The sequence below is a fragment of the Methanofastidiosum sp. genome (assembly GCA_020854815.1).
Taxonomy (GTDB): Archaea; Methanobacteriota_B; Thermococci; order Methanofastidiosales; family Methanofastidiosaceae; genus Methanofastidiosum.
Genome location: JAHKLW010000051.1, coordinates 1 through 12,442 on the forward strand (window position 1 = coordinate 1; position 12,442 = coordinate 12,442).

Sequence of the window (12,442 nt, forward strand, 5' to 3'; positions counted from 1 at the left end):
CGGGGTCTTTATTGTCCTGTTTTTCTTTTATTGGTTGTTCTTCCCAGAAGGATACAGGAACCTTTTTTTTCCTTACCACTCCTTAGCCTCCAAAGTCATAATAATGGTTTTATATGTCAATATTAAGAAGATTAATAATTTAGGTTTTAAATCTTTTGAAATATTACCGTATATATTTTGATGTAGCTTCACATATAATTATTTTTCTTTATTGTGTAATCAACATCAGATTGGTAATAGTACCTAGCATAGATTTTTTCAATTCTTTTCTGGAGATCTGCAACCCCCATACCTCTAAGTTATCCAATGAAGATCCTTAAAAGAATAGCTTCTGATTCTTTTTCGTCTAAGTCCCCTCATATTATAGAACAAATATTTATAAATAATTTTAATTAATTCTATATAATTCTCGATAGGAGGGATTATTATAATAGATGATATTTCTAAGAAGGATCTAAATGAAAAAATTATTCGCCTATCGTTAGAGTTACAAAAAGAAAAACAAAATAATTTAGAGTCAAAAAAGAAAATGAATGAATTTAATGAAATCTTAAAAATAATTAATAAAATATTACGTCATGATATTCTTAATCATTTGGCCACTGCAAGCATGGCTTTAGAACTTTATGAAAACAAGAAAGATGAAAAATATCTAAAAACTGCATTTAAAGCCGTACATCGAAGTATTGATTTAATTAAACAAATGAAAGAACTTGAATTCTTTGTTGAAACTGGGCATGAGATTAGTTCTATTAACATTAGAGAAAAAATTGATTCCGTTATTTCTACATATCAAATAGATTATTCAATAGATGGTAATTGTCAAGTACTAACTGACCAAGGAATTAGTTCGGTGATTGGAATCATAGTTGATAATGCAATTAAACACGGAAAAGCAGATAGAATAGATTTTAGGCTAATAACTAAAGAAAAAACTTGCGAAATTATTATTTCAGACAATGGGATTGGGATACCTTTAGAAATAAAAGATAGAATATTCGAAGCAGGATTTGGTCAAGGGGTAGATAGGGGGGCAGGACTAGGATTATTTGTTATTAAAAAATTTATAGAAAGATATGAGGGCGAAATTAAAGTGCAGGATACTATTCCGCAAGGAACAACTTTTATTATCATCTTAAAAAGAGCCTTTGATTAGGGCTAGACAAATAACAGCCAAAGTCCAATAAGCATTATTGCGACACCTAGCAATCTTTCTTTTATACTCTCCTTTAGGACTTTTCCTGCTAAGATAACTGTGATTATCATGGCACTCATCGAAGCAGGTTCAGCAATACTAACTTCAATCCCTGTGAACGCAATTAATAAAAAAAGATAAGAGTAAGCATTTAATCCTCCACTCAAAGTTGCAATTTTTGTTTTTTCTCTAAATAATTTAATCGTAGTTGATATATCGCTCTTAGCCAGGATATATAACAATAAGAAGAGAGATATGCCAACATTTAGATAAAAAGCATAAAGCAGTGGACTTGTAAATCTAATTGCGTTACCATCAATAGTTCTTCCAATTGCTATTAATAGAGAAGCTGCCATCATATATTGACAAGACTTATCTAAGAAAATTGCTTCGAATGATTCTAGGATATTGCTTTTCCTGTTAAGAAATGAAACTCCATAAAATAAAAAGATTAATCCAGCCATCTTGAACAGAGTTAATTTTTCTCCTAAAAAAGTTACTGCCAATATTAACAAAAAAAATACATTGAAATTATACAAAGGGCTCACTAAAGATGCTTCTCCATCAGATAATGATTTTACATATAACATAAATGCAATGGAATAGACAAAACTACTCAAAGTAACAAAAAATAGGATTGAAATATTAATTACAATATCCACAAAAAAAAGCGTGGGAATTAAAAATATTGTTCCTATTCCAAAAAATAAAAAAGTTCCACTAATACTATCTGATTTTTGCCCAAGTTTTTTTACTAAAATTCTTTCTGACCCTAATAGAAAAATTCTACCCAATAGGGCAAGATAAGGGACTAACATAAGACGTGGTATGACATTAGATATATAAGCCTTTAATTAATTATGCGCAAAATTTATATAGATATTATCATTATTATAATCATGCTTGAAGAATACTTGATGGAATTAGAGCTTCGAGGTCAATCTAAGAATACCATTAGAAATTACGGTTACACACTGTCTAATTTTTTTGATTATACTAACAAGAATTCTAAAGACATAACAGAACAAGATATCAAAAGATACATGATATACCTCAAGAATGATAAAAATGCCACTAATAGGACTATACATAGACACCTCAATGCTCTACGTTCTTTTTTTAGATATCAAAATATTGACATCGCAGATAAAGTAATGCTTCCAAAATTGTCTAAGCCACTCCCAAAGTTTTTAACTAAAGGAGAGATAAGACTTCTACTTGAAAAACCTGATAAATTACGTGATAAATGTCTTATCCGATTACTGTATTCTACTGGTTTAAGAGTTTCAGAGCTAGTTAAACTTAATAAAAATGACATTAAGACTGAGTCAATTCATGTTGTTTCCGGTAAAGGATCTAAAGATAGAATAGTGTTTGTTGATTCCAAGACTAGAGAAATGTTGGAACAATATATTTCAGAAAGAAACGATTCAAATGAAGCTCTATTCTTAAGTGCTCACGGAGATAGAATTTCTGCAAGAACAATTCAGTGGCTGATAAAGAAGTACTCTGAAGATGCAGGAATTGAAAAAAAAGTAACCCCTCATGTATTGAGACATTCTTTTGCAACACATATGCTTGAAGGAGATGCCGATATAGTAGTTATAAAAGAATTACTTGGCCATTCTAATCTATCAACTACCCAGATATATACCCATATCACAGATGAAAGAAGAAGGAAAGTTTATGATAAGGCACATCCCTTATCGAAAGAATAACTTTAAAAGCAATTATAAAAGTTTCTAATTGGTGTTTTAATGAGAATAATTCTTTTAGGTCCGCCAGGTTGCGGTAAAGGAACTCAGGCTGAAGTCATCTGTAAGAATTTTAATATTCCTCATATATCTACAGGAAACATACTTAGAAATAACGTTAAAAGAGGAACGGAGATAGGATTGGCCGCAAAAGAATACATGGATTCTGGCCGTCTTGTTCCAGACACGATTATTATTGGCATGATGAAAGGCAGATTTTTAGAAGATGACTGCAGAAAAGGATTTTTACTTGATGGCTTTCCTAGAACAATTGCCCAGGCAGAAGCCCTAGATGATTTGTTGGATCAAATGGATATATTCTTAGATCATATTATAAACATCGATGTACCCGATCAGGACATTATTGATAGGATATCCAAAAGATTGTCATGTTCAAATTGTGGAGAAGTCTACAATATAATGTTCAAAAAACCTAAGAAAGAAATGACATGCGACTCTTGTGAGTTTAAACTCCATCAACGAGATGATGATAAAGAAGAAGTAGTAAGGAATAGACTTGAAGTATATAGAAAACAAACTGCACCACTCATAGAATACTACAAACAGAAAATAAAAAATGTTGATGGCAGGAAAAATATAAGTGAAGTTACAGAAGATATTCTTAAGATATTAAAATCTTAATTTTATTTAATTTTCTTAATCAGATATATATTCATCCAAAGTTTTAGTGTTTAATCTTAACTCTATGTTGTTCCCTGCCGATTTAAGATGTTTTTTCGGCATATTTTTATAGAATAGTTTATGATTTTCTCTCTCTTTAACAAATTGAGATTTGTAGTATACTTCCCATATTTTTTCTATATTCATTTCTGCATCTGAATTTACTAAGAATTTAACTTCTTCTATTATCTCATTAAGACTTTTTGATGTTTCATATCTTAAATAAGACATATTGCTGTAATAAGATACCCACACCTTATGCTCATTACCAAGTATGATAATATTCTTTTGAAATCTTCTGGCAAAAATGTCTGCAACTAATCTACCTATATTGTGTTCAGGCTTTATGTAACCAAAAAGTACCTTATCATTTATTGAATTGAATCTTACAAATCCTCGCGCTCTGTGTATTTCAGATCTTACTTCTCCTATCTTTCGTCTTATCTTTACTATACCCGAGTCTGCAGAAATATTAAGTTCGTGCCAAGATAGTTTTTTTGATTTTTCTATAAGTGTTTGAGGAGCATCCTTACTAAGTAAAAGATAATCTAAAACACTCATTGAGTCTTGCATTCAACCCACCTGTCAATCCTAGAGCATTGCCCACCATCCATTTTCAAGAAAGGTGTAGCATTTTTTACTCTTACTCCCAAGTTAAGAAGTTGTTTTCTTTTGAAAATTCTATTTTTTTTCCTGTAGTTTACAATTCTGTAGGCGCTCTTTGGCCCTATACCTGGAACCCGTAAGAGTTCATCATATGATGCTTCATTTGGATCAATTGCAGAATCAAGAGTGTTTAAGGCAATAAAGAGTTTGGGATCTTTATTATTAAGAAATCCTTCTTCATCAAATGCCACTTTAATTTCTTTTTCAGAAAATTTGTATACTCTATACAACCAATCCATTTGGTATAATCTATGTTCTCTCCATGTTGGCTGTGCAGATATTTCCTCTAAAGAGGTTCCAATTACGGGAGTAAAGACTGAATAATATACTCTTTTTAACATCATTTCTTTGTATTCTTTAAGGACTCTTCTGAATATATCAAAGTCACTTTCCCCACAGGCGCCTACAACAAGTTGAGTTGTTTGGCCAGCTGGAAGTTCTTTTTTTAATTCTAATTTTTGGATGTAGTTCTGTCTTCTTAGTATGTCATTTACATAATTCTTGGTGCTGCTTAATTCAGATAGATAATTGTTGGAAGGGGTTTCGATATTCACACTTAATCTATCTGCCATTTCAGAAGCTTGCGTGATATATTCGTATGATACTCCGGGTAAAATCTTAAAATGTATGTAACCAGCAAAATTATATTTATTTTTTAAGATTTTTAAAGTATCTATCATTTTTTCCGTTATTCGGTCTTCATCTGAGCTAACTCCTGAACTTAGGAAAAGCCCTTCTATATAATTTCCCTTGTAAAGCGATATAGTTATCCTTGCCAATTCTTCAGGAGTGTAAGAATAAACACTTTTATGGCCTTTATATTCTGTAGAGTTCTGGCAATATTTGCAATCATGCGTACAGTAATTTGTGAATAGAGTTTTAAACATGGACACACAGCGACCATTCGCTGTAAACGAATGACAAATCCCCGAATTAGTCACATCACCTAATACTTGATTTTGGTCAGCAATTCTTGCAGTCGAAGAAGAAGTACATATGTCGTGCTTAGTCCCTTGACCTAAAGCAGCTATTTTAGATAAATCAATATTTTCAAAGACTTTTCCCTCATCTCCGATGCAGTCATATTCACTTTGAGTTGCAAGATGGACTATTTTTTCAAGGGACGTCATAAAATATTGCTATTATTTTTTTATAAATAGCTTTAGAGCGTATACTTTAATTTTCTGAATAATGAAATAGATATTATTTAAAATTATAATCTTATTTTGTAATATTTTTTTTCTTGATTACTGTTCCTTTAACATTCCCTCTAAGAGTTTCCGCTAAATTACCTTTTTTTGTTAAATTAATAACATCTATCTCTATACCCATATCAAATATTGGAAGTATTTCAGAAAATTTACCTTCCATCCCGCCAGAGGCATCTCCAGTATCTTTGGCAAAATTAAAAACTTCTCTTATATTGTCTTCATCGATTGTTTTAATCAGTTTCACATTTTCTTTCTTGGGGTCTCCTGTAAATATTCCGTCGACATCTGTTCCAAATATAACCCTAGAAGGCTTGAGTAGCTTGGATAAATACGATACTATTTGATCTCCTGATAAGATCGAAAATACCCTACTCCTATCAAAAACAAGGTCTCCTGTAAATACTGGTAATAACCCAAGTTCAATTGCTCTAAGCAAAGGTTCTTTGTGGAATTCAACAACTCTCCCATTTGACGTAATAAAGTTAGAAAAAGTACCTATTTTTACAGGCGTTAGCCCATTTTGCATAAGGGCTTTTAGAATTATACTATCAAGTTCACTAACGCTGGCCCTAGTTTCAGAGAAACCTTTAAGTTGATATTCATCAAAGTACCCTTTGCCCAATGAGTATTTCTTTGCAATAGGATGGCCGTAAGAACCAGCTCCATGAATCAATATTGATACTCTTCCTGCATCTTTTATTTCTTGAGCTAGACTAGAAATTACTTCCATATTTGGAGTAAAGTCTTCACTTTTTTTAGTAATTGCTGAGCCGCCTGCTTTAATTATTATCATAAAAAATAATATTAAATATGTTAATAAAAAGTTTCCTGTTGGACTAATAGCTAGAGTATTCAGGATTAGAAGTTTTGTTTAATGAGTCAGCTTTTTCAATATAAAGCCCCATTAGAAATCCTACGATAAAGAAAAATCCAAGGAGTATCACACTAAGCATTACAGTTGATGTCAAGAAAAGATTGAAGACAAACATCTCAAAACCAATAATGCATCCCAAACTAAAAACAATTAGTGAGCTCAAGTTATCCATTTTCATATCTCTTTTTTGTGGCACATTGTCTATAACTTCATCGATAAGTGTCTTGACTTCATTTATTAACTCTAAGTCGTTCGATTGCTTCGAAGCCATATGACATATAATTTTATAGTTATTTATAAATTTTGTGGTTTAATAACTATTTTGTATTCATAAATTAATAAATATAAATAATATATAATTTCTCCGAATAACCTAAAATTTATCAATCTATATTTCAATAATATAAAATTTATATTAATTCTTGATAATCAATAATAATCCAAAAGCTTTATATATATGAAAACTAATATTCATAAGATAAAAAAAGATGGTAGTACTCCGTATAGGAAGTATGATGGAAAATCATGATGCCACTAATAAAAAATAACTTTGAAAATATGGCCATATCGGAAGAGAATGTTTCACGAGAATCCCTTATCTTAGATTTAATTCCTGGAATAATTCATCAAATTAATAATTCTTTAGCTTCAGTTATGGTGAGCATAGAACTGTTGCAAAAAGAAATGATTAATCTAAGAAAACAATCAAAAGAAGAAAGTATAAATATTCTTCTTCTTGACCACTTAGAAAAACTTGCACTCTTAAATAAGGACGATAATCCAAAAAATAAAAATATTCTAATGGCATTAATCAAAGAAGAAATTTTAAAATTAAAAGATCAGTGCGAAAAAAAGAATATTGACAATACAAAATTTGACTATCTTGATAACTTGATTAGCTTAAACATGAAAAGTGCTAAAAGAATAGATTCAATAGCAAAAGCATTCAGAAGGTTAGTTTCCTTTGAGAAAGATGTAACTTTAATCGATGTGAACGAAGTTGTTAGCACCAGTTTAATTATTTTGCAAAATCATTTAAAAAATAAATTCACTATCCGCGAGGATTACTCCGAATTGTCGTTAGTCAATTTTAATTTCTATCAATTAAACTATACTATTATCTGCATTCTATTAAAGATAATTGAGCTTATGGATTCAGGTGAACTCAACATTAAGACATTTGAAACAGATAACAATATCCATGTTAACATAAAATTAATGAGTGGACAGATTTCTAAAGAGAGTCTTGACGTTATGGCCAATAATACCACTACAGAATCAAAGATTGACTTATGTTCAATTAAAAAATTACTTCAGCATACAGATGGTATTTTTGATATAACAAGAAGTCTAGATATAATAGAAAATGAATCTATAAATGGATTAAGTGGCGAGATAGCATTTAATATAAAAATTAAAAAGAATGACCTAAATTATTTTAATCTAGATAGCACAAGTCAAAATAACTTAGACCTTGAAGATATTTCTTTAAATAATATTGGCAGTGATGATTCTAATCCAGGTGTAAATAATTTTCTAAATAATGAAAATGTTAATTCAAGAAATATTTTAGTTGTAGACGATGATCCTCAAACCTTAGTCAGCTTGTTTCTATCACTTAAGAATCAGGAACTAGCTAATAGAATTATTATTGCTAAAACTGCCGAAGCAGGAATAGAACAGTTCAAAGAAAAAGATTTCTGCTTAGTTATATCCGATTATAAGTTGCCAGGAATGGATGGAATCAGTTTTCTTAACCATATAAAGGAAAAATATCCAAACACTCAAAGAGTTCTTATCACTGGATTCCTAAATAGTACCATAAAAGAAGATGCAACAAACAAAGCATCAATAAAGCATATTATTGAAAAACCTTGGACAACTCCAGATTTATTAAACATAGTTCAGGATGCACTGACACAATATAAATAAAATAGATAGAAAAATATTATTTTTCTATTTCTACAATCGCTGCAGTAGGTGCATTCTTCTTTACACTTTCAATTCCGTTCATACAAGATGTTTTTGATTTATACCCTTCGCTAACAGCTATAACTTGCCCGTTCCCAGCTTTTAATCTAAATCTATACTCTCCTGCTTTATCTTTATACACTTCAAATTTTGTCATAATTACACCATTCCTGTTTTCTTTTTCATATTTAAAAAGTTAACTAATAAAAATTAAATTCAAAAGTATGCCGGTATCATTTCCGTTTGTTTGTTTCCATTTTCATTATACGATATTTCCCATTTTGGGATCCAGGCCAATGAAATCATTTTGATTTCTATGTCCGATTTTTTAGGCTGAATTATGACTTCTTTGACTTCACTTATTTCTTTTTCTCTTCTTTGTTTTATGATTTCTATTTGGGCTTTTAGTTCATTTTCCAACGATTCCATTTCTTTACCAAGAGATACTATATCCTTCTGAGCTTTATCTATATCAGCAGAAACTGTTTTGCTCTTTTGGTATTTGGTCATTGCTTTGGAAGCAGAACGAGTAGATCGCCTTCCAAGGAACATACCAACAACAGATTCTCCCGCAGACAATAACGCCTCTTGTTTCAATGAGCTAGCAGAAGCTTGTTTTTTCATAAGAGTTTCTTGAGCCTTGCTCTGTTTTACTTTGAGTTTTTTTAACTCCTTGGCATATTTTTGTTCAATTTTATCAACTTCATCATCTCTTGTTTCTCTTGAGATCTGATTTATTTTTAGAACAAAATCTGCTTTGGATTCATTAGGTTTTGAATACAATTTCAATAGGGGACTATAATACAGTTTGAAATTACTGTTGTAAAATAAAAAATCTGTAAAACTTTTCTTTAGCTCATTAAAGTCTTTGGGATCATTTAAATTGCTTGGGATCTCTGAAAATTTTGCTTTTCCTTCCGGATTACTTAAAAAATTCGATATTTTTATTTCTTCAGATTTTTCCCAGTTCATAAATTCATAGGAGTACAGAATCAAGTTTCTTTCTTGATCTTCTTTTAATTCAATATTTTTATCTTGGAAATGAATTACTGCTTTTCCAATTACTCCTGGATTATAGATAAGAGACGGTTCTTTAAAAGATAGCTTTTTCTGATTCCTGTTCTTTATTTCTTGAATGGCAAGAGCTGAGCTTTTGATTAAAGGAACAAATATTTGTTGAATTTCACTTGAAATAGTGGGGGGCGCACTAGTACCTTTGTTTGAGGAGATTTCAGAAGAAGATGTTTTAAAAGTTGAAGAAACTTTAATTCCTTGAATTTTGTCATTCATTATTGATTTTACCTCACTCTTAGTCATTGGACCTCTCAAGTAACTCATCGCCCATCTTGTCTGGAAAATAACTGGATTTTTTGTGTGAACACTATGGAAAATAAATACTCTTTTTCCGAGATTTGAAATTAACTTATCCATCTGTTCTCTATTTAGTGATTCGTTAGAACTAGAACTAATATTATCTAAACCTTCAAGCAATCTTAATTTATCTCTTTCTGTCTGTAGTCTACCTATAAACCATGTGCCTGCATTACTCAATCCTTTGTAATCTAAATCCGCAGGATTTTGGGTGGCCAACATGATTCCAACTCCAAATGCTCTAGCCTGTTTTAATAAAGTAAGAAGTGGTTTTTTACTCGGAGGATTAGAAACCGGGGGGAAATAGCCGAATATTTCATCCATGTATACCAAAGTTCTAAGACTATTTGTTCCGCTTTGTTTTCTCATCCACGATATAATTTGATTAAATAAAAGAGTAACAAAGAACATTCTTTCCGAATCACTTAGGTGTGCAATATAAAAAATTGAGTGTCTTGTCTTGCCATCTTTATTTGTTATAAATCCTGAAATATCAAGTGGATTCCCTTCAAGCCAATTTTTAAAACTTGGAGATGCAATAAGGCTATTGAGTCGCATTGATAAAGACATCCTATCTTTTTTTGCGAAAAAAGTATCAATTTCAAAGACTCCTAATGTCCTGAAAGGTGGATCTTGAATTGAAAGGATGAGCTTTGCTATGTCTAAGTTCTGATTTTTGCTCCAGAAATGTTCAAATATATTTGATAACAGAATATGTTCACGAGAGTTAATGGGATCGGCTTCAACTCCAATTAAACCTAGTATTCCACTGACAATCCCTTGTATCTGCTCTCTAATGAGTTCTGAATCATCCTCCCAACTAATTGAAGGTGCATCAAATGAATGCAAGATTGAAACGGGGGCACCAGCTTCGCTTCCTGGTGTGTATATTACGAAATCAACATTATCACGCAACATTTTAATCCTATTTTCATCTTGCCCCCAATCTGCCAATCCCTTTTTCCACATCTCTGCTTGTTGAGCAGCATATTCTTCAGTACTCATTCCTTTCCTATTTGCTTCATCAGGGTCTACCCACGGGGAAAAATTTTCTTTTGTTAATTCTGGAAAAGTCAATAATAAATTTGTTATATCTCCTTTTGGGTCAATTATTATTGCAGGGATATTATCAATTGCTGCTTCTTCCAATAAATCAATACAAAGGCCAGTTTTTCCACTTCCAGTCATACCAATACATACTGCATGAGTGGTAAGATCTCTTGAATCATACATCACTAAACTGTCCTTTAGCGAGTTAGTTTTCATGTCATATTCTTTACCTAGATAAAATGAACCCAATTTTTCAAATTCCATTATAGTTCACCCTTTATTAGTATAGTTAATATATTAATTTTATACTTAATAAACTTATACCAAAAAGTTTTATTTCTTCAACTAATAGGATAAATATGGGTGGAAATAAAATTGAAAAAGAGGATATAGAATTGAATGAAGCTAACAAATACTTGGCCGAAGGCGAATATGAAAGAGCAATAAAATTATATGAGAATTACATAGAAAATGCGCTTAAAAATGAGAAAATTAAAGAAGCTGGAATGGCATATCACAATATGGGAATTGCATATGACAATCAAAAAAATTATGATAAGGCCCTTGATTGTTTTCAAAAAGCACTTGAATGCCACAAAAAAATTGATAATTATCGTGGTATAACTTGGGCATATTATAGTATTGGATTGATTTTTGGAGAATTAAAAAACTTTAAGGAGATGGTTGAATACAACAAAAAAGCAATAGATTATGGGGCAAAATCACAAGATAAGGAGATTGTCTTAAAGTCCTATAATGGAATTGGCCACGCTTTAAATGAGCTTAAAGATTATTCTAAATCATTGGAATACCTTAACAAAGGATTAGATTTATTTGATTCGGGTAATTCTTATTATATATCAGAAACATATTATCTAAGGGGGATTTCATTAGATAATATGAATCGTAGAAAAGAAGCAATCGAATCTTTTAGTTTGGCAATAGATCATGGAGCAAAAGCCGGAAATGAGCAGATTGTTGCTTTAGCATTCTCAAAAATCTCTGGATTCCAAGCTTGATTATTCTTTCTTCACAGGTTGCCTTAAAACTGTCTTATTTTTCTCTGGAGAAGTTTTTCTAGGATCTGAGAGGTATATTTCGTGATGAAGACCATTTTCAATAAGAGAATTATTCTTAATAAATTCTTTGATTTTCTCAATTGTTTTTTTCTCAGAATCATAGGTGCCGACATGTAGTATTTGAACAGAAAGACCTTCTTCATAAGATTCAAATTTTAGTTTATCAATAGAAGAAATACCTTTATTTTTCTTTGATAATTCGATAGCTGATTTAACTAGTTCTTCATTGACAAATTCTGGCTGCATTATCATCAATTTCCATTCAAATCTGTCCTTATTATCAAGTTTGAATTCCTCGCCACTTATCCACCAAAGCCCCTCTAAAGGAGGAACAACATATTCAAAATAGCCTTTTGGGATGTTTCCTTTTTTCAGGCCCATTTTTATAGAATAAGAAACAGTATAAAGTGCCTCCACGGCTTCTTGGAAATCATTTGAAGTATTTGGATTCCCTTTTCCAGCAACTGCCAAAAAATTCATTTTTGGTATATTAACAATCGAAAAGTTTTTTTGATTTGGTAAATAAAGATTTTTCAAAGTTTTTTTAAAATCGATTTTTTCCATAGTGCTTATAAATTTGTAATAATTAA

At 31.0% G+C, this 12,442-nt stretch carries 13 protein-coding genes; 5 read left to right on the forward strand and 8 right to left on the reverse strand.

Going from position 1 to position 12,442, the window contains the following annotated elements; genetic code table 11:
- The first annotated feature begins 529 nt into the window (after nt 1-529).
- A complete protein-coding gene (locus tag KO464_06760) occupies nt 530-1,156 on the forward strand; it encodes a HAMP domain-containing histidine kinase (GenBank protein MCC7573073.1) in 627 nt (208 codons plus the stop codon).
- Nucleotides 1,157-1,158: 2 nt separating this feature from the next.
- Here KO464_06760 and KO464_06765 read toward each other — a convergent pair whose 3' ends face one another.
- A complete protein-coding gene (locus tag KO464_06765; GenBank protein MCC7573074.1) occupies nt 1,159-2,013 on the reverse strand; it encodes a DMT family transporter in 855 nt (284 codons plus the stop codon).
- 81 nt (nt 2,014-2,094) lie between these two features.
- Between KO464_06765 and KO464_06770 the strand changes: the two genes are divergently transcribed.
- On the forward strand, nt 2,095-2,913 hold the full coding sequence (locus KO464_06770) for a tyrosine-type recombinase/integrase (GenBank protein MCC7573075.1): 819 nt from the start codon (nt 2,095-2,097) through the stop codon (nt 2,911-2,913).
- A gap of 39 nt (nt 2,914-2,952) precedes the next feature.
- Nucleotides 2,953-3,591, forward strand: a complete 639-nt coding sequence (locus tag KO464_06775; protein ID MCC7573076.1) for an adenylate kinase — start codon at nt 2,953-2,955, stop codon at nt 3,589-3,591.
- A 15-nt stretch (nt 3,592-3,606) separates the two neighbouring features.
- Here the strand turns inward: KO464_06775 and KO464_06780 are convergent, their stop codons facing one another.
- The 4 genes from KO464_06780 to KO464_06795 all read right to left on the reverse strand — a co-directional run bounded on the left by KO464_06780 (nt 3,607) and on the right by KO464_06795 (nt 6,652).
- Nucleotides 3,607-4,203, reverse strand: a complete 597-nt coding sequence (locus KO464_06780; GenBank protein ID MCC7573077.1) for a DUF4130 domain-containing protein — start codon at nt 4,201-4,203, stop codon at nt 3,607-3,609.
- Entirely contained in the window at nt 4,188-5,426 is a 1,239-nt protein-coding gene (locus KO464_06785; protein MCC7573078.1) for a putative DNA modification/repair radical SAM protein, read from the reverse strand. Before KO464_06785 ends, KO464_06780 begins: the two co-directional genes overlap by 16 nt.
- Before the next feature lie 91 nt (nt 5,427-5,517).
- Complete coding sequence (locus KO464_06790) at nt 5,518-6,300, reverse strand: isopentenyl phosphate kinase family protein (protein ID MCC7573079.1); 783 nt, start codon at nt 6,298-6,300, stop codon at nt 5,518-5,520.
- Between the two features lie 43 nt (nt 6,301-6,343).
- Entirely contained in the window at nt 6,344-6,652 is a 309-nt protein-coding gene (locus tag KO464_06795) for a hypothetical protein (GenBank protein MCC7573080.1), read from the reverse strand.
- A gap of 254 nt (nt 6,653-6,906) precedes the next feature.
- Here KO464_06795 and KO464_06800 point away from each other — a divergent pair, with 254 nt between their 5' ends.
- Complete coding sequence (locus tag KO464_06800; protein MCC7573081.1) at nt 6,907-8,313, forward strand: response regulator; 1,407 nt, start codon at nt 6,907-6,909, stop codon at nt 8,311-8,313.
- 16 nt (nt 8,314-8,329) lie between these two features.
- On the opposite strand, the gene KO464_06805 is transcribed toward KO464_06800, so the two are convergent.
- Entirely contained in the window at nt 8,330-8,512 is a 183-nt protein-coding gene (locus KO464_06805) for a YegP family protein (protein MCC7573082.1), read from the reverse strand.
- Nucleotides 8,513-8,568: 56 nt separating this feature from the next.
- On the reverse strand, nt 8,569-11,037 hold the full coding sequence (locus KO464_06810; GenBank protein ID MCC7573083.1) for a hypothetical protein: 2,469 nt from the start codon (nt 11,035-11,037) through the stop codon (nt 8,569-8,571).
- Nucleotides 11,038-11,132: 95 nt separating this feature from the next.
- On the opposite strand from KO464_06810, the gene KO464_06815 reads away from it, so the two are divergent.
- Nucleotides 11,133-11,792, forward strand: a complete 660-nt coding sequence (locus tag KO464_06815) for a tetratricopeptide repeat protein (protein MCC7573084.1) — start codon at nt 11,133-11,135, stop codon at nt 11,790-11,792.
- On the opposite strand, the gene KO464_06820 is transcribed toward KO464_06815, so the two are convergent.
- Nucleotides 11,793-12,416: a GyrI-like domain-containing protein gene (locus KO464_06820; protein MCC7573085.1), complete on the reverse strand. Its 624-nt coding sequence runs from the start codon at nt 12,414-12,416 to the stop codon at nt 11,793-11,795.
- Between the last annotated feature and the right edge of the window lie 26 nt (nt 12,417-12,442).

Excerpts from the sequence above, each read along its gene's own strand:
- KO464_06785 (MCC7573078.1), bottom strand. The coding sequence starts at position 5,426 with ATGACGTCCCTTGAAAAAATAGTCCATCTTGCAACTCAAAGTGAATAT.
- KO464_06795 (MCC7573080.1), bottom strand. The coding sequence starts at position 6,652 with ATGGCTTCGAAGCAATCGAACGACTTAGAGTTAATAAATGAAGTCAAG.
- KO464_06765 (MCC7573074.1), bottom strand. The coding sequence starts at position 2,013 with ATGTTAGTCCCTTATCTTGCCCTATTGGGTAGAATTTTTCTATTAGGG.
- KO464_06790 (MCC7573079.1), bottom strand. The coding sequence starts at position 6,300 with ATGATAATAATTAAAGCAGGCGGCTCAGCAATTACTAAAAAAAGTGAA.
- KO464_06800 (MCC7573081.1), top strand. The coding sequence starts at position 6,907 with ATGATGCCACTAATAAAAAATAACTTTGAAAATATGGCCATATCGGAA.
- KO464_06770 (MCC7573075.1), top strand. The coding sequence starts at position 2,095 with ATGCTTGAAGAATACTTGATGGAATTAGAGCTTCGAGGTCAATCTAAG.
- KO464_06810 (MCC7573083.1), bottom strand. The coding sequence starts at position 11,037 with ATGGAATTTGAAAAATTGGGTTCATTTTATCTAGGTAAAGAATATGAC.
- KO464_06815 (MCC7573084.1), top strand. The coding sequence starts at position 11,133 with ATGGGTGGAAATAAAATTGAAAAAGAGGATATAGAATTGAATGAAGCT.
- KO464_06820 (MCC7573085.1), bottom strand. The coding sequence starts at position 12,416 with ATGGAAAAAATCGATTTTAAAAAAACTTTGAAAAATCTTTATTTACCA.
- KO464_06775 (MCC7573076.1), top strand. The coding sequence starts at position 2,953 with ATGAGAATAATTCTTTTAGGTCCGCCAGGTTGCGGTAAAGGAACTCAG.
- KO464_06780 (MCC7573077.1), bottom strand. The coding sequence starts at position 4,203 with ATGCAAGACTCAATGAGTGTTTTAGATTATCTTTTACTTAGTAAGGAT.
- KO464_06760 (MCC7573073.1), top strand. The coding sequence starts at position 530 with ATGAATGAATTTAATGAAATCTTAAAAATAATTAATAAAATATTACGT.